General features: G+C 61.9%; 16 protein-coding genes. 6 read left to right on the top strand and 10 right to left on the bottom strand.

The window, feature by feature from the left end; genetic code table 11:
* Positions 1-59: 59 nt before the first annotated feature.
* The 5 genes from rng to mreB form a co-directional block, all read right to left on the bottom strand.
* Positions 60-1,517, bottom strand: coding sequence for a ribonuclease G (gene rng, locus BLP99_RS08395; protein ID WP_072388413.1), 1,458 nt, complete (start codon positions 1,515-1,517; stop codon positions 60-62).
* Positions 1,518-1,573: 56 nt separating this feature from the next.
* Entirely contained in the window at positions 1,574-2,170 is a 597-nt protein-coding gene (locus BLP99_RS08390) for a Maf family protein (protein ID WP_092180149.1), read from the bottom strand.
* Positions 2,171-2,202: 32 nt separating this feature from the next.
* Positions 2,203-2,691 carry a rod shape-determining protein MreD gene (gene mreD, locus BLP99_RS08385; protein WP_072388417.1) on the bottom strand — a complete coding sequence of 163 codons (489 nt, stop codon included), beginning with the start codon at positions 2,689-2,691 and terminating at the stop codon, positions 2,203-2,205.
* Positions 2,688-3,776 carry a rod shape-determining protein MreC gene (gene mreC / locus BLP99_RS08380; RefSeq protein WP_072430756.1) on the bottom strand — a complete coding sequence of 363 codons (1,089 nt, stop codon included), beginning with the start codon at positions 3,774-3,776 and terminating at the stop codon, positions 2,688-2,690. The genes mreD and mreC overlap by 4 nt, the downstream gene beginning before the upstream one ends.
* Positions 3,777-3,916: 140 nt before the next feature.
* Complete coding sequence (mreB, locus tag BLP99_RS08375; protein ID WP_002555108.1) at positions 3,917-4,954, bottom strand: rod shape-determining protein MreB; 1,038 nt, start codon at positions 4,952-4,954, stop codon at positions 3,917-3,919.
* 371 nt (positions 4,955-5,325) lie between these two features.
* Here mreB and gatC point away from each other — a divergent pair, with 371 nt between their 5' ends.
* The 6 genes from gatC (at position 5,326) to BLP99_RS08345 (ending at position 10,552) form a co-directional block, all read left to right on the top strand.
* Positions 5,326-5,613: an Asp-tRNA(Asn)/Glu-tRNA(Gln) amidotransferase subunit GatC gene (gene gatC, locus BLP99_RS08370; RefSeq protein ID WP_072388421.1), complete on the top strand. Its 288-nt coding sequence runs from the start codon at positions 5,326-5,328 to the stop codon at positions 5,611-5,613.
* 16 nt (positions 5,614-5,629) lie between these two features.
* Positions 5,630-7,081, top strand: coding sequence for an Asp-tRNA(Asn)/Glu-tRNA(Gln) amidotransferase subunit GatA (gatA, locus tag BLP99_RS08365; protein WP_092180147.1), 1,452 nt, complete (start codon positions 5,630-5,632; stop codon positions 7,079-7,081).
* A gap of 10 nt (positions 7,082-7,091) precedes the next feature.
* Positions 7,092-8,537: an Asp-tRNA(Asn)/Glu-tRNA(Gln) amidotransferase subunit GatB gene (gene gatB, locus BLP99_RS08360; protein ID WP_072388425.1), complete on the top strand. Its 1,446-nt coding sequence runs from the start codon at positions 7,092-7,094 to the stop codon at positions 8,535-8,537.
* A 149-nt stretch (positions 8,538-8,686) separates the two neighbouring features.
* Positions 8,687-9,064: a septal ring lytic transglycosylase RlpA family protein gene (locus BLP99_RS08355; protein WP_072388427.1), complete on the top strand. Its 378-nt coding sequence runs from the start codon at positions 8,687-8,689 to the stop codon at positions 9,062-9,064.
* A gap of 49 nt (positions 9,065-9,113) precedes the next feature.
* Positions 9,114-10,175, top strand: coding sequence for a calcium/sodium antiporter (locus BLP99_RS08350; RefSeq protein ID WP_072388753.1), 1,062 nt, complete (start codon positions 9,114-9,116; stop codon positions 10,173-10,175).
* Positions 10,172-10,552, top strand: a complete 381-nt coding sequence (locus BLP99_RS08345; protein ID WP_092180145.1) for a carboxymuconolactone decarboxylase family protein — start codon at positions 10,172-10,174, stop codon at positions 10,550-10,552. Before BLP99_RS08350 ends, BLP99_RS08345 begins: the two co-directional genes overlap by 4 nt.
* 170 nt (positions 10,553-10,722) lie before the next feature.
* On the opposite strand, the gene BLP99_RS08340 is transcribed toward BLP99_RS08345, so the two are convergent.
* The 5 genes from BLP99_RS08340 to BLP99_RS08320 form a co-directional block, all read right to left on the bottom strand.
* Positions 10,723-11,682, bottom strand: coding sequence for a DUF4917 family protein (locus BLP99_RS08340; RefSeq protein WP_072388431.1), 960 nt, complete (start codon positions 11,680-11,682; stop codon positions 10,723-10,725).
* Positions 11,683-11,767: 85 nt separating this feature from the next.
* Complete coding sequence (locus BLP99_RS08335) at positions 11,768-12,709, bottom strand: AEC family transporter (RefSeq protein ID WP_072388433.1); 942 nt, start codon at positions 12,707-12,709, stop codon at positions 11,768-11,770.
* 212 nt (positions 12,710-12,921) lie between these two features.
* Positions 12,922-14,475 carry a galactarate dehydratase gene (gene garD / locus BLP99_RS08330; RefSeq protein WP_072388436.1) on the bottom strand — a complete coding sequence of 518 codons (1,554 nt, stop codon included), beginning with the start codon at positions 14,473-14,475 and terminating at the stop codon, positions 12,922-12,924.
* 13 nt (positions 14,476-14,488) lie between these two features.
* Positions 14,489-15,853 (bottom strand): MFS transporter, encoded by a 1,365-nt coding sequence (locus BLP99_RS08325; RefSeq protein ID WP_072388438.1) that lies wholly within the window; start codon positions 15,851-15,853, stop codon positions 14,489-14,491.
* An 84-nt stretch (positions 15,854-15,937) separates the two neighbouring features.
* On the bottom strand, positions 15,938-17,383 hold the full coding sequence (locus BLP99_RS08320) for an aldehyde dehydrogenase family protein (protein ID WP_072388445.1): 1,446 nt from the start codon (positions 17,381-17,383) through the stop codon (positions 15,938-15,940).
* Positions 17,384-17,480: the final 97 nt, after the last annotated feature.

The raw sequence follows: 17,480 nt of genomic DNA, 5'->3' as shown, positions 1-17,480 counted from the left end.
CAGCAGACTCCCCTGGCAATGGTGTTCAAATCAGCGAGATCGCTGTTTCAGGAGCCACGTCAGAGCAGCACAACGTCGTATTGTTCCTGGGAATACATGGTTTCGACCTGGAAGCGAATCGTTCGCCCGATAAAGGCCTCCAACTCCGCGACATTACCCGATTCCTCGTCGAGCAGGCGGTCCACCACTTTCTGGTTAGCCAACACTCTATAGCCGGTGGCCTGGTAGGCGCGCGCTTCCCGGAGAATTTCCCGGAAGATTTCGTAACACACGGTTTCCGGGGTCTTGAGCTTGCCCCGCCCCTGGCAGCTGCTGCATGGTTCGCACAGCACTTGCTCGAGGCTTTCACGAGTGCGCTTGCGGGTCATCTGCACCAGGCCCAGCTCGGTGATACCGATGATGTTGGTCTTGGCGTGATCGCGCTCGAGTTGTTTCTCCAGCGTCCTCAACACCTGGCGCTGATGCTCTTCGTCTTCCATGTCGATGAAGTCGATGATGATGATCCCGCCCAGGTTGCGCAGGCGCAATTGCCGGGCAATGGCCGTGGCCGCCTCGAGGTTGGTCTTGAAGATGGTTTCTTCGAGGTTGCGGTGGCCGACGAAGGCACCGGTATTGACGTCGATGGTGCTCATGGCTTCGGCCGGGTCCACCACCAGGTACCCGCCGGACTTGAGCGGCACCTTGCGCTCGAGGGCTTTCTGGATCTCGTCCTCGACGCCGTACAGGTCGAATATCGGCCGCTCGCCGGGGTAATGCTCGAGACGGTCGGCGATTTCCGGCATCAGCTCGGCCACGAACTGAGTGGTCTTCTGGAAGGTTTCCCGGGAATCGATGCGGATTTTCTCGATCTTGGGGCTGACCAGGTCCCGCAGGGTCCGCAGTGCCAGGCCCAGGTCCTCGTAGATCACGCTGGGAGTGGCGATGGTCTTGATCTGGGCGGCAATCTGGTCCCAGAGCCTGCGCAGGTAGCGGATATCCATGAGGATCTCATCGGCCCCGGCCCCTTCGGCGGCGGTGCGCAGGATAAAGCCGCCGGTCTCCTTGATGCCTTCTTTTTCCACACAGTCGCTGACCACCTGCTTGAGGCGCTCGCGCTCGGCTTCGTCCTCGATCTTCAGGGAAATCCCGACGTGGGCGGTACGCGGCATGTACACCAGGTAGCGCGACGGAATGGACAGTTGCGTGGTCAGGCGCGCGCCCTTGGAGCCGATGGGGTCCTTGGTGACCTGCACCACCAGGCTCTGGCCTTCATGGACCAGGGCGCCGATGCTTTCCACCGCCGGCCCCTCGCGCATGGAGATTTCCGAGGCATGGATGAACGCTGCGCGGTCCAGGCCGATATCGACGAATGCCGCCTGCATGCCCGGCAACACCCGCACCACCTTGCCCTTGTAGATATTGCCGACAATGCCGCGCTTCTGCGTGCGCTCGACATGAACCTCTTGCAACACACCGTTTTCAACCACCGCCACGCGCGATTCCATCGGCGTGATGTTGATCAGGATCTCTTCACTCATGGCAGGGTCTCGTTCAGGCATGTTCACGATAATGGCCGCATTAGGTCGGACGGCGCTCAACGCGCATTGAAGGTTTGCCAACAGGGTATGCCGAAATGGCCCAACAGTTCTGCGGTTTCGCACAGCGGCAGGCCGACCACCGCCGAATAGCTGCCCTCGAGCCCGGCGACGAACACCGCTCCCAGCCCCTGGATACCATAGCTGCCGGCCTTGTCCCGGGGTTCACCGCTGGCCCAATAGGCAAGGGCCTCCCGTTTAGTGATCGTGCGAAAACGCACCCGACTGCCGACGACACGAGACTCGCAGCGCTGCCCGTCCAGCACGGCGATGGCCGTCAACACCTGGTGGTCGCGACCGGACAAGGCCATCAGCATGGCCAGGGAATCCGCCTGATCCAGCGGTTTGCCGAGGATCCGCCCATCCAGTACCACGGCGGTATCGGCTCCCAGCACACAGCCGTCATCGCCGACGGGCATGGCCCGTCGCCCGGCCTCGGCCTTGCCGCGCGCAAGGCGTTCGACATAGGCCGATGGGCTTTCGTTGTCCTGGGGAGTTTCGTCGATATCCGCTGCGATAGCGGTAAAGGTCACGCCGATCTGCGTGAGCAGTTCACGTCGGCGCGGTGAGCCGGAGGCGAGGTAAAGCGATTTCATCAAGACACTTTCCTCTCAAATGCCCGAACGAATCAGTTGATTTTGAAACGCAGGCGCAGGCCGCGCAAACCGAAGCTGATCCATGGCCAGAGCAACGCACTGACCAGGGCGGGCAATACCAGCGCCAGGGTCGGCTGGCGATTGCCGGTCAGGGCGCTGAGCCATAGTTGCACCAGTTGCGCCAGGCCGAAGATCACCAGGATCACCAGGCTTTGCTGCCACATCGGGAACATCCGCAGGCGTTGCTGCAACGACAGCACCAGAAAGGTGATCAGGGTGAGGATCAGCGCGTTCTGGCCCAGCAGCGTGCCGTAGAGCACATCCTCGGCCAGCCCCAGGCACCAAGCGGTGACCATGCCCACCTTGTGCGGCAGCGCCAGGGCCCAGAAGGCCAGCAGCAGCGCCAGCCACAGCGGGCGCAGGATTTCCATGAACTGCGGCAAGGGCGAAACGCTGAGCAACAGGCCGAGGGCAAAGGTCAGCCAGACCATCCAGCCGTTACCGGATTGAGTACTGCTCATTCTTCTCGTGCTCCCCTGGTGGCCGGCGTGGCGGCAGGTGGCTTGGTCGCGGGACGGGGCGCCGGCGCATGGGCGGCAGGCCTGGCCGGTGTGGCCGCGGGTGCAGCGGCCGGTGGGGTTGGCGAGGCAGGCGCGGCTGGTGCGGGTGTCGATGGGCTCGGCGTCGCGGCCGGGGTCGCGCCGCCAGGAGTCGCGGCGTCACCACCCTGCCGGTCCTGGGCTTCCTGGGCCACGGCAGCGTCGTTGGCGCGCTCTTCCGGCGTACGGTTGTCGCTGAACACCAGCAGCAGGTAGCGACTGCGGTTCAGCGCGGCCGTCGGTACCGCACGAACGATGGCGAATGGCTGGCCGGAGTCATGGATGACTTCCTTGACCGTCGCCACCGGATAACCGGCCGGGAACCGCTGGCCGAGGCCGGAGCTGACCAGCAGGTCGCCTTCCTTGATATCGGCGGTATCAGCCACGTGCCGCAACTCCAGTCGCTCGGGGTTGCCGGTGCCGCTGGCAATCGCCCGCAAGCCGTTGCGGTTGACCTGCACGGGAATGCTGTGGGTGGTGTCGGTCAGCAGCAGCACACGGGATGTGTAGGGCATCAACTCCACCACCTGGCCCATCAGGCCACGGGCGTCGAGCACCGGCTGGCCAAGGACCACGCCGTCGCGCTCACCCTTGTTGATGATGATGCGATGGGTGAAGGGGTTGGGGTCCATGCCGATCAACTCGGCCACTTCGACCTTTTCGTTGACCAACGCGGAAGAATTGAGCAACTCGCGCAGCCGCACGTTCTGCTCGGTGAGGGCTGCCAGCTTTTGCATGCGCCCCTGCAGCAGCAGGTTTTCAGTCTTGAGTTTCTCGTTTTCGGCGACCAGCTCGGTGCGGCTGCCGAACTGGCTGGCCACACCTTGCCACAACCGTTGCGGCAGGTCGGTGATCCAGTACGACTCCATCAGGACCAGGGACATCTGGCTGCGCACGGGCTTGAGCAGCGTGAAGCGGGCATCGACCACCATCAGCGCGACCGATAGCACGGCCAGCACCAGCAGGCGCACACCCAGCGAGGGGCCTTTGGCAAAAAGCGGTTTAATAAGCCGCTCCTCCCAGGCAAACGTTCTCTTTATTCATACGGTATCGAACCGGCCTGGATACGAATGACAGAAGATAAACGCCAACAGGCAGCACTGCAAAGTGCTGCCTGTGCGCGCCCCCATGTAACGCAATCCGGCGATTATTCGCTGGAGAGCAGGTCCATGGTGTGCTTGTCCATCATCTCCAAGGCACGGCCACCGCCGCGGGCAACGCAAGTCAGCGGGTCTTCGGCCACGATCACCGGCAGGCCTGTTTCCTGGGCCAGCAGCTTGTCGAGGTCACGCAGCAGCGCACCACCACCGGTCAGCACCAGGCCGCGCTCGGCGATGTCCGACGCCAGTTCCGGCGGCGACTGCTCCAGGGCGCTCTTGACGGCCTGAACGATAGTGGCCAGGGATTCCTGCAGCGCTTCCAGAACTTCGTTGGAGTTCAGGGTGAAGGCCCGTGGAACGCCTTCTGCCAGGTTACGGCCACGAACGTCGACTTCGCGAACTTCGCCGCCCGGGTAGGCCGTACCGATTTCCTGCTTGATGCGCTCGGCGGTGGACTCACCGATCAGGCTGCCGTAGTTGCGACGCACGTAGGTGATGATCGCTTCGTCGAAACGGTCGCCGCCCACACGCACGGATTCGGCGTAGACCACCCCGTTGAGGGAGATCAACGCGATTTCGGTGGTACCGCCGCCGATGTCGACGACCATCGAACCACGGGCCTCTTCCACCGGCAGGCCGGCACCGATGGCCGCGGCCATCGGTTCTTCGATCAGGAACACTTCGCGGGCACCGGCGCCGAGGGCCGACTCACGGATGGCCCGACGCTCTACCTGGGTAGACTTGCATGGAACGCAGATCAGCACACGAGGGCTGGGCTGCAGAAAACTGTTTTCGTGAACCTTGTTGATGAAATACTGCAGCATCTTTTCGCAGACGCTGAAATCGGCGATCACGCCGTCTTTCATGGGACGAATGGCTGCGATGTTGCCCGGTGTACGGCCCAGCATGCGCTTGGCTTCCGTACCGACAGCCACGACACTCTTCTGGTTGCCGTGGGTGCGGATAGCCACGACCGAGGGTTCATTCAGGACGATACCGCGCTCGCGCACGTAAATAAGGGTGTTGGCAGTGCCCAGGTCGATGGAGAGATCGCTGGAAAACATGCCACGCAGTTTCTTGAACATGGGAAAGGGACCCTAGGCAACGCGTGGGTAAAAAAGTGCGGCAAACTCTAACAACGACAGGGATTTTGGGCAAGGCGCCAATATGTTAAATTGGCCGCTTTTCTATGCACCAAACCCCACGATCGCGGCCAGTGCCCTGTTTTGCAGATACGTTCCTTTTTGACGAGCGGCTATTGTCGGCAGGCAAGACGCCGCGAAGAGTCATCGCCCGCCAAGGCGAGAAGCGGCAACGCAGCATGATGGCAACAGACGCCGTCAAAAAAGGGACAGAATTCGTGATACAGGGCACTGGACCGTAGAAATGCGGTAGTGTTCCGACAATCTAACACACGGACAGACTGCGTCCGTTTTGTTTTCCACTGGAGAAACCCATGGCGCTTGAACGCTCCGACGTGGAAAAAATCGCTCATCTGGCCTGCCTGGGCCTCAATGAAGCCGATCTTCCACACATCACTTCCGCCCTGAACAGCATTCTGGGGCTGGTCGACGAGATGCAGGCCGTCGATACCGACGGTATCGAACCCCTGGCCCATCCACTGGAAGCCAGCCAGCGCCTGCGCGCCGACGTCGTGACCGAATCCGATAACCGCGAGGCCTATCAGTCCATCGCACCAGCGGTCGAAAACGGCCTGTACCTGGTTCCGAAAGTCATCGACTAAAGGGAAAGAGCCTCTCATGCATCACATGACACTGGCCGAGATCGCCCGCGGACTCGCCGATAAAAAGTTTTCCTCCGAAGAGCTGACCAAGGCCCTGCTGGCGCGTATCGCCCAGCTCGACCCACAGATCAACAGCTTCATCAGCCTTACCGAAGAATTGGCCTTGAGCCAGGCCAAGGCCGCCGATGCCCGTCGCGCCAACGGTGAAAGCGGTGCCCTGCTCGGCGCGCCGATTGCCCACAAGGACCTGTTCTGCACCCAGGGCATCCGCACCAGCTGCGGCTCGAAGATGCTGGACAACTTCAAGGCGCCCTATGACGCCACCGTGGTCGCGAAGCTGGCCGCCGCCGGGGCCGTGACCCTGGGCAAGACCAACATGGACGAATTCGCCATGGGCTCGGCCAACGAGTCGAGCCACTACGGCGCCGTGAAGAACCCGTGGAACCTGGAACACGTGCCGGGCGGTTCATCCGGTGGTTCCGCCGCCGCCGTGGCCGCGCGCCTGCTGCCGGCCGCCACCGCCACCGACACCGGCGGCTCGATTCGCCAACCTGCGGCCTTCACCAACCTCACCGGCCTCAAGCCCACCTACGGCCGGGTTTCGCGCTGGGGCATGATCGCCTACGCTTCCAGCCTCGACCAGGGCGGCCCGCTGGCCCGTACCGCCGAAGACTGCGCGATCCTGCTGCAAGGCATGGCCGGCTTCGACCCGAACGATTCCACCAGCATCGATGAGCCAGTGCCCGACTACAGCGCCAGCCTCAACGGCTCGCTGCAAGGCCTGCGCATCGGCGTGCCGAAGGAATACTTCGGCGCCGGCCTCGACCCGCGCATCGCCGAGCTGATCCACAACAGCATCAAGGAACTGGAAAAGCTCGGCGCGGTGGTCAAGCAAATCAGCCTGCCGAACATGCAGCACGCCATTCCTGCCTACTATGTCATCGCCCCGGCGGAAGCCTCCTCGAACCTGTCGCGCTTCGACGGCGTGCGTTTCGGCTACCGCTGCGAGAACCCGCAGAACCTGGTGGACCTGTACAAGCGCTCCCGTGGCGAAGGCTTCGGCGCCGAAGTGCAGCGCCGGATCATGGTCGGCACCTACGCGCTGTCCGCTGGCTACTACGACGCCTACTACCTCAAGGCGCAGAAAATCCGCCGCCTGGTGAAAAACGACTTCATGGCCGCCTTCGACGAAGTCGACGTCATCCTCGGCCCGACCACGCCGAACCCGGCCTGGAAACTCGGCGCCAAGAACAGCGACCCGGTCGCCGCGTACCTGGAAGACGTCTACACCATCACTGCCAACCTCGCCGGTTTGCCGGGCCTGTCCATGCCGGCCGGCTTCGTCGATGGCCTGCCGGTGGGCGTGCAACTGCTCGCGCCGTATTTCCAGGAAGGTCGCCTGCTCAATGTGGCGCACCAGTACCAGCTCAATACCGACTGGCACACCCGCCCCCCAACCGGCTTCTGAGGAGAAACACATGCAATGGGAAGTCGTGATCGGGCTGGAGATTCATACCCAGCTCGCCACCCGATCGAAAATCTTTTCCGGTAGCGCCACCACGTTCGGCTCCGAGCCCAACACCCAGGCCAGCCTGGTCGACCTGGGCATGCCCGGCGTACTGCCGGTGCTCAACGCTGAAGCGGTGCGCATGGCGGTGATGTTCGGCCTGGCCATTGATGCCGAGATCGGCCAGCACAACGTGTTTGCCCGCAAGAACTACTTCTACCCGGACCTGCCCAAGGGCTACCAGATCAGCCAGATGGAGCTGCCGATTGTCGGCAAGGGCCACCTGGATATCGCCCTGGAAGACGGCACGGTCAAGCGGGTCGGCATCACTCGTGCCCACCTGGAAGAAGACGCCGGCAAGAGCCTGCACGAGGAATTCAACGGCGCTTCCGGCATCGACCTGAACCGTGCCGGCACCCCGCTGCTGGAAATCGTTTCCGAGCCGGACATGCGCAGCGCCAAGGAAGCCGTGGCCTACGTCAAGGCGATCCATGCACTGGTACGCTACCTGGGCATCTGCGACGGCAACATGGCCGAAGGCTCGTTGCGCTGCGACTGCAACGTGTCGGTCCGCCCCAAGGGCCAGGTCGAGTTCGGCACGCGCTGCGAGATCAAGAACGTCAACTCGTTCCGCTTCATCGAGAAGGCGATCAACAGCGAGATCCAACGCCAGATCGAACTGATCGAGGACGGCGGCAAGGTCATCCAGCAGACCCGTCTGTACGATCCGAACAAGGACGAGACCCGTCCGATGCGCAGCAAAGAGGAAGCCAACGACTACCGTTACTTCCCCGACCCGGACCTGTTGCCGGTGGTCATCGAGGACTCGTTCCTCAACGACGTGCGCGCCACCCTGCCGGAACTGCCACCCCAGAAGCGCGAGCGCTTCCAGGCGCAGTTCGGGTTGTCGAGCTATGACGCCAACGTCCTGGCCAGCAGCCGCGAGCAGGCCGACTACTTCGAGAAAGTCGTGAGCATCGGTGGCGACGCCAAGCTGGCGGCCAACTGGGTGATGGTCGAACTGGGCAGCCTGTTGAACAAGCAGGGGCTGGAGATCGACGAGTCGCCGGTCTCGGCCGAGCAACTGGGCGGCATGCTGCTGCGGATCAAGGACAACACCATTTCCGGCAAGATCGCCAAGATGGTCTTCGAAGCCATGGCCAATGGTGAAGGCAGCGCCGACGAGATCATCGAGAAGCGCGGCTTGAAGCAGGTCACCGATACCGGCGCCATCTCTGCCGTGCTCGATGAAATGCTCGCGGCCAATGCCGAGCAGGTCGAACAGTACCGTGCGGCGGACGAAGCCAAGCGCGCCAAGATGTTCGGCTTCTTCGTCGGCCAGGCCATGAAAGCCTCCAAGGGCAAGGCCAACCCGCAACAGGTCAACGAACTGCTGAAAAGCAAGCTCGAGGGCTGATGGACATGGAGCCAGTCTTGCTGTCTGGCTCAATTCCCTGTGGGAGCGAGCTGGCGCGCGATAGCGGCATGACAGTCAACACAGATGTTGAAAGTGATGGCCTCTTCGCGAGCCAGCTCGCTCCCACATCTGGATCTGGAAAACCCTACATGAAGCGTCTCCTCGGCGCCTGCGCGCTGCTGTCCCTGCTGGCCGGCTGTGCCAGCCAGAGCGGGACGGTCGATCCACACGGCTACGACCAGACCGGCGTTGCCTCTTATTACGGTGCTCGCCACCATGGCAAACGCACCGCCAGCGGCGAGCGTTTCGACCAGCATGGCCTGACCGCCGCCCATCGCCAGTTGCCGTTCGGCACACGGGTGAAAATCACCAACCTGGGTAACAACGACAGCGTCGTGGTGCGCATCAACGACCGCGGTCCGTATTCCCGCGGGCGCCTGATCGACGTATCCCGCGCAGCGGCCGAGCAACTGGGCATGCTGCGCAGCGGCACCGCCCGGGTGCGTGTGCAAGCCCTCGACGATTGATAGACGGAGCCTGGCCATTTCCCTACTGACTGCCCTGCCCCTGCTCAGCCTGCTCGAACTGTCCGGCGGCTTGCTGTTGCTGATCACCGGCGCCGAGCTGCTGGTGCGAGCCGCCGTCGGCCTGGCGGCACGCCTGCAGGTGCGTCCACTGATCATCGGCCTGACGGTCGTCGCCTTCGGCAGCAGCGCGCCGCAGATGGCCGTCAGCCTGCAGGCGACCCTGGCGCAGAACGCCGATATCGCCGTGGGCAGCGTGATCGGCAGCGGCATCTTCAATATTCTCGTTACCCTCGGGCTGTCGGCGCTGATCATTCCGCTGCGCGTCTCGCGCCAGTTGGTGCGCCTGGATATTCCATTGATGATCGGCGCCAGCCTGCTGGTTTTCGTGCTGGCGTGGAACGAGACACTGACGCAGCTGGACGGCGTCCTGCTGCTGGTGGCCCTGGCGATCTATCTCGGCCTGCTGTTGCGCCAGTCTCGGCATTCGGGGCGCCCCCATGCGGTGGCGGTCGATGTGACCCCGGCGTCCTGGTTCAAGAGCCTGTCGATGATCGTGCTGGGGCTGGCCATGTTGATCTTCGCCGGGCACCTGCTACTGGGCGCGGCGGTGGAAGTGGCCACCGATCTCGGGCTGTCGGAACGCATCATCGGCCTGACCATCGTGGCCGTCAGCACCTCGTTGCCGGAGCTCGCCACTTCGCTGATCGCCGCCCTGCGGGGCCAGCGGGACATCGCCGTGGGCAACGTGATCGGCAGCAACCTGTTCAACCTGCTGGGGGTCCTGGGGGTGACGGCCCTCGTCGCGCCCTCGCCGCTTTCGGTCTCCCCCAACGCCCTGGACTTCGACCTGCCAGTGATGCTCGGTGTGGCAGTGCTGTGCCTGCCGGTGTTCTATTCCGGCTACCGCGTCACCCGCGCCGAAGGCCTGTTGTTCCTGGGCCTGTACCTGGCCTATGGGCTGCACGTGGTGTCGTTCACTACCGGCATGCCCCTGGCCGGCCAGCTGGAACGCTTGATGCTGTTCTATGTCCTGCCGGCGCTGCTCGCCTTTTTGCTCTACACCTCCGTGCGCGCCTGGCGCCGCCAACACCACAAGAGGGATTTGCCATGACCGACTCTCCAAAGACAGGCCTGGACATGCGACGCCAGGTGATGGGCGATGCATTCGTCGACCGCGCCCTGGGCAACGCCACTGAATTCACCCAGCCGCTGCAAGACTTCGTCAACGAACATGCGTGGGGCAGCGTCTGGAGCCGCGAAGGCCTGCCGCTGAAAACCCGCAGCCTGATCACTCTCGCCGCCCTCACCGCCCTCAAGTGCCCGCAGGAACTCAAGGGGCATGTTCGCGGCGCGCTGAACAACGGCTGTACGGTGCAAGAGATTCGCGAGGCATTGCTGCATTGCGCGGTGTACGCCGGCGTGCCGGCGGCGATCGATGCGTTTCGGGCGGCGCAGGAAGTGATCGATAGTTATCAAAAACCGGAGTGACCGTCAGATCGCTATCGCGAGCAGGCTCGCTCCCACAGCAGGGTGCACATGCGTTCTGTGTCTACTGAAATCCAATGTGGGAGCGGGCTTGCCCCCACATTAAAAACGCGCACGGCCAATGATAATGTGGAGGCGAACCTGCTCGCGAATCCGGGCCTGAGGCCCGGCCGTTAACCCCAGATCCGAGCGCTCTCAGCCTGGAAGAACTCCACCCGGTGCGCTCCCAGGTAAGCTTGAGCGCGTCCTTTGAGCAAGACATTGTCTTCACTGTCCTTATCGCCGTAGACACTCACAAAAACCTTGCTTACCGAGCTCTGTTTTATCTGATCGAAGATGTGTCGGTCATTGTCATCGAACGAATGTCCATAGATAAACAACACCCCTTGCAACCGGCCCAATCGTTCAAAACAATAATTGAGATAGGGGTTGTGCTGAATTCTTACCTTCTTTCGCTCATGTGTAGGTTCTGAGACAAAGGTGGGGAACTTTCTGTGTTCCATGTTCCGTTTCACTTGCTCAATGATCGACTCGCCCTGATCCGAACATGCGTGCTTTCTGATACCGCCCTGGGTGTCATAGATGTGCAGCCCGCCATGGAGGAAATGAACATTCTGGGTTTCAGGGCCCTCCCACGGCCCGCCTCGAAACCCATCGTCCGTGTAATATTCCGGCTCAAGACCAAACTGGTTTCTCGCCCAATAAAACAACAAGTCATAATTGAGCGTGAACACATTGCTGAAGGGCTTGAGAAATTTCCTCACCGAAACATATTGCTCATCCGTCACTTCACGAGGCAACTCCGGGTGGGTTGCCGATATCACCTCAATCAGGGCGTTTTTGATGGCTTCCTGATCGGCCTTGATCTCTTCAATCAGCCCCTGGTCGGCATTGTAGATCCTGAGGATGTCTTCTGCGGCGATCAGCCGTTTCATGACCTTCTCAAAATCATATGTTTTGAACGTATCGAAGATACGTCGGATCACCCGATGCCTTTCACCGAAGTGCGCACTGGAAAACAGACTCTTGTAACTGAAAACATCTTTGTTCCAGGCTTGAGAAAACCCATTCGCCAATAAAATGGAACGCTGGCAGCTGTAATCGAAGGAAAAAGCTTCTTCGAAAGTGATCATATAGTCTTCCTTGTGTCGTTCTGATTAAGTCCCAACACAATGATACCAATGAGCCATCACTCTTAACCATTCAGAAGATCGTGGGCTAGATCCAGCCACCCCACTGCAACACAAAGATCCCCACGTTGGTGGTAATCGCCGCCATCAAGGTGGTGATGACGATGATCGCCGCCGCCAGTTCATGGTTGCCGTCGGCGGCCCGGGCCATGACGAAGCTGGCGGCCGCGGTGGGGCTGCCGAAGTACAGGAACAGGATCCCCAGTTCCGCGCCGCGAAAGCCCCAGAGCCAGGCCCCGAGGGTGGTCACCAGCGGTAGGCCGACCATCTTCACCAGGCTCGAACTCAGGGCCATCTTGCCGCTCTTGCGCAGGGCCGCCAGCGATAGCGTGCCGCCGATGCAAATCAGCGCCAGGGGCAAGGTCATTTGCGACAGGTATTTGGCCGAGGTCTCGAACCAGTTCGGCACGCCGATCTGCCAATAGGCGAACGGCGCGGCGACGATCACGCTGATGATCAGCGGATTGCTGATCACGCTCTTGCAGATGCTCCACGGATCGGACTTGATCACCGGGCTGTAGACCGCCAGCACGATGGTCGACAGGGTGTTGTAGAACAGGATCACCAGCGCCGCGAGGATCGCGCCCAGGGAAATCCCGTAGTCGCCGTACATGCTCGCCGCCAGCGCCAGGCCGATGACACCGTTGTTGCCGCGAAATGCACCCTGGGTGTAGATGCCGCGATCTTCCCGCGGGCAACGCCAGATCGCCCAGCCCCAGGCCATCGCGAAACTCAACAGGGTCGCGATGCAAAAGTAGATCAACAGATCCGGCTGCAGCGCTGCATGCAGATCCGCGTGCAGGATGCCGAGAAACAACAGCGCCGGCATGGTGACGTTGAATACCAGGGACGAGGCGATGTGGATGAAATTGTCGTTGATCCAGTCGATGCGCTTGAGCAACACCCCCAGAAACAGCATGGCGAACACCGGCGCGGTGACGTTCAGGGTTTCGAGGAAAATTGCCAGCATGCCGGGGGACCTTGAGAGGGGTGTCGTTAGGAGGCTAATGATAAGCCACTAACGACGTTGGCGTCTGGTGAAGCGCTATCGCGAGCAGGCTCGCTTCCCTGTTTTTGGGTGAATACAGAACCTGTATTCGCCACAAATCCCCTGTGGGAGCAAGCCACCGCCATCGCGAGCAAGCTCGCTCCCACACCGGGTCTGCGGCGATCACCAAATCATCAGGTAATCGGCGCCGGGTTGAACAAGGTAATGTCGTTGTACAGCTTGTGCCGCTCGGCCCAGGTCTGCTTCTTGCCGCTGGCCACGTCCAGGTAGTAGTGGAACAGCTCCCACCCCAGCTCTTCGATGGAGGCCCGGCCGGTGGCGATCCGTCCGGCATCGATGTCGATCAGGTCCGGCCAGCGCTGGGCCAGTTCGGTGCGGGTCGAGACCTTCACCACGGGGGCCATGGCCAAGCCGTATGGCGTGCCCCGGCCGGTGGTGAACACATGCAGGTTCATCCCCGCCGCCAGTTGCAAGGTGCCACAGACAAAATCACTGGCCGGTGTGGCACAGAAGATCAGGCCCTTTTGCTTGAAGCGCTCGCCCGGGCCGAGCACGCCGTTGATCGCACTGCTGCCGGACTTGACGATCGACCCCAGGGATTTCTCGACGATGTTCGACAACCCGCCCTTCTTGTTCCCCGGCGTGGTGTTGGCACTGCGGTCGGCCTCGCCCTTGGCCAGGTAACGGTCGTACCAGTCCATTTCCCGCACCAGCTCTTGAGCAACTTCTCGGGTCTGCGCCCGGGAGGTCAGCAGGTAGATCGCATCGCGCACTTCGGTGACTTCGGAAAACATCACCGTCGCCCCGGCACGCAGCAGCAGGTCCGAGGCATAGCCCAGCGCGGGGTTGGCGGTGATGCCGGAAAACGCATCGCTGCCGCCGCACTGCATGCCCAGGATCAACTCCGAAGCCGGCACGGTCTCGCGACGGCGCTGGTCGAGTTTTTTCAGGCGGGTCTCGGCCAGTTCCATGATCTGCTCGATCATTTCGGTGAAGCCGTGGCTGGAATCCTGCAGGCGATACAACCACGGCTCGCTCAAGTCCACCGAAGTGTCGTTCTCGTGCATCACCTGCCCGGCCTGCAATTTCTCGCAGCCCAGGCTGATCACCAGCGCTTCTCCCCCCAGGTTCGGGTTGCGTGCCAGGTTGCGCACGGTACGAATCGGGATGTAAGCGTCGGTGGCGGTGATCGCCACGCCACAGCCGTAGCTGTGGGTCAGCGCCACCACGTCATCGACGTTCGGGTACTTGGGCAGCAGCTCATCCTTGATGCGCTTGACCGCATGATCCAGCACCCCGGTCACGCACTGCACGGTGGTGGTGATGCCCAGGATGTTGCGCGTGCCGACGGTACCGTCGGCGTTGCGATAACCTTCGAAGGTATAGCCTTGCAGTGGTGCATCGGCCGCCGGCACGTCGGTGGACAGCGGCAGGCTTTCCAGCGGCGGCGCGGTGGGCATGCGCAGCTGGTCTTCCTTGACCCAGCTGCCACGGGGGATCGGTTGCAGCGCATAGCCAATCACTTGGCCGTAGCGGATCACCTCGCCACCCTCGGGGATGTCCTCCAGAGTGACCTTGTGGCTCTGGGGCACGAAGTCCACGGTAACCAGGCCGTCCGGGAACTCGGTCCCGGCCGGTACGCCCTGGTCGTTGACGACGATTACCACGTTGTCCCGCTCATGCAGGCGGATGTAACGAGGCGAGTCGGCATGTTCAATCAGTTGCATCGACACGGCTCCTTCAGGATTTGGCTTCGGACAGGCTGGAAAGGCCGGCATCCTTGGCAGCAGGCTCCTTGAGCACCACGCGCTTGATCGGCCCGACGATGACCAGGTAGCTGAAGACCGCCATCAGCGCGTTGCAACCCACGAACACCAGCGCCCACTTGAACGAACCGGTGGAGCTGATGATGTAGCCGATGACGATCGGCGTGGTGATCGATGCCAGGTTACCGAAGGTATTGAACAGGCCACCGCTCAAGCCGGCAATCTGCTTGGGCGATGTGTCGGACACTACGGCCCAGCCCAGCGCGCCCACGCCTTTGCCGAAGAAGGCCAGCGCCATGAAACCCACCACCATCCATTCGATGTCCACGTAGTTGCACGCCACGATGCTGCTGGACACCAGCAGGCCGGCGATGATCGGCGTCTTGCGGGCGAAGGTCAGCGAGTGCCCCTTGCGCAGCAGGTAATCGGAAATCACCCCACCCAGCACACCACCGATGAAACCGCAGATGGCCGGCAAGGAGGCGATGAAACCGGCCTTGAGGATGGTCATGCCACGCTCTTGAACCAGGTACACCGGGAACCAGGTGAGGAAGAAGTAGGTGATGCCGTTGATGCAGTACTGGCCCAGGTACACGCCAAGCATCATGCGGTTGGTCAGCAGTTGGCGGATGTAGTCCCACTTCGGGCCTTCGGTTTTCTTGTCCTTGCCCTTGTCCTGGTCCATGTCGACCATCGCCCCATTGGATGCGATGTGATTGAACTCGGCTTCGTTGATCATCGGGTGCTGGCGCGGGCTGTAGATCACTTTCAGCCAGATCAGCGAGAACACGATGCCAATCAGGCCCATCACGATGAACACGTGCTGCCAGCCGAAGCGATAGACGATCCAGCCCATCAGCGGCGCGAACAGTACGGTGGCGAAGTATTGGGCCGAGTTGAAGATCGCCGATGCCGTACCGCGCTCGGCGGTAGGGAACCAGGCCGCGACAATGCGCGCGTTCCCCGGGAACGATGGGGCTTCGGCCAGTCCTACCAGGAAGCGCAGCATGAACAGGGCGACCACGGCGGTGGAGAGGCCGAATTCACCGACGTAGCCTTGCAGCACGGTGAACAGCGACCAGGTGAAGATGCTCAGGGCATAGACTTTCTTCGACCCGAACCGGTCGAGCAGCCAGCCGCCGGGGATCTGCCCGGCCACGTAGGCCCAGCCGAAAGCGGAGAAGATATAACCGAGGGTGACGGCATCGATGCCGAGGTCTTTCTGCAGGCTGGAGCCTGCAATGGCGATGGTGGCACGGTCGGCATAGTTGATCGTCGTCACCAGGAACAGCATGAGCAGGATCAAATAGCGGACGTGTGTCGGCTTGGTCGCTTGCATCTAGAGGTACTCCCACTATTTATTTTTATGCGGGTCAGCAGATTGTACGTCCGGGCTGGAAGACCAGCCCGGACGGTGTTGCAGTCAGGAACCGATGTAAGAAGTTTTCACCACGGTGTAGAACTCTTGCGCATAGCGACCCTGCTCGCGCGAACCATAGGACGACCCTTTGCGGCCGCCGAACGGCACGTGGTAATCCACGCCGGCGGTTGGCAGGTTGACCATCACCATGCCCGCCTGGGAATGGCGCTTGAAGTGATTGGCGTATTTCAACGACGTGGTGGCGATACCCGCCGACAGGCCGAACTCGGTGTCATTGGCCATGGCCAGCGCCGCCTCGTAATCCGCCACACGCACAATGTTGGCCACCGGGCCAAAGATTTCTTCACGGCTGATGCGCATCGAGGCCTCGCTGTCGGCAAACAGCGTCGGCGCCAGGAAATAACCTTCGGTGTCGCAGGTTACCAGGCCGCCGCCGCTGACCAGCCGCGCACCTTCGCTCTGGCCGATGTCGATGTATTTCAGGTCCTGGCTGAGCTGGGCTTCGGAAACCACCGGGCCGATATCGGTGCCGGCCTTCAACGCATGGCCAACCTTGATCGACTGCATGCGCTCGGCCATGGCCGCGACGAACTTGTCGTGGATGCCGGCGGTCACGATCAGGCGGCTCGAGGCGGTGCAACGCTGGCCGGTGGAGTAGAACGCGCTCTGCACCGCCAGTTCGACAGCCTGCTTGAGGTCGGCATCGTCGAGGATGATCTGCGGGTTCTTGCCGCCCATTTCCAACTGCACCTTGGCCTGGCGCGATACACAGTTGACCGCGATCTGCCGACCTACGCCCACGGAACCGGTGAAGCTGATGCCATCGACTTTCGGGCTGTTGACCAGGACGTCGCCGACTACGCGACCGCTGCCCATCACCAGGTTGAACACACCGGCAGGGAAGCCGGCGCGGGAAATGATTTCGGCCAGGGCCCAGGCACATCCTGGCACCAGTTCGGCGGGCTTGATCACCACGCAGTTGCCGTAGGCCAGGGCGGGGGCGATTTTCCAGGCCGGAATCGCGATCGGGAAGTTCCACGGGGTGATCAGGCCGACCACACCGAGGGCCTCACGGGTGACTTCGACGTTGACGCCCGGACGCACCGACGGCAGGTAATCGCCGGACAGGCGCAGGCATTCACCGGCGAAGAATTTGAAGATATTGCCGGCGCGAGTCACCTCGCCGATGGCTTCGGGCAGGGTCTTGCCCTCCTCCCGGGCCAGCAATTGGCCGAGTTCCTCACGGCGGGCGAGGATCTCGGTGCCGACCTTGTCCAGCGCATCGTGACGCGCCTGGATACCCGAAGTCGACCAGGCCGGGAATGCGGCGCGTGCCGCGTCGATGGCGGCGTTGACTTGGGCGGCGTCAGCCTTGGCGTATTCACCGATGACATCGGACAGGTCGGACGGGTTGATGTTGGCGCAATAGTCGGCACCGGCTACCCACTGACCGTTGATGTAGTGATCGAAACGCTTTGAATCTGCCACGTAGCTACTCCTCTTACAAAGCTGTCTGGGAACGCAGAGCGTCCCTGGCTGCACTCCCACGCCGGGCATGGGAACGCTCAAGCCTTACGCAAAAAGC

The sequence above is a fragment of the Pseudomonas sp. NFACC32-1 genome (assembly GCF_900101215.1).
Classification (GTDB): Bacteria; Pseudomonadota; Gammaproteobacteria; order Pseudomonadales; family Pseudomonadaceae; genus Aquipseudomonas.
The sequence above is the reverse complement of the archived record's forward strand: the minus strand, read 5'-3'. Positions and strand labels throughout refer to the sequence as shown.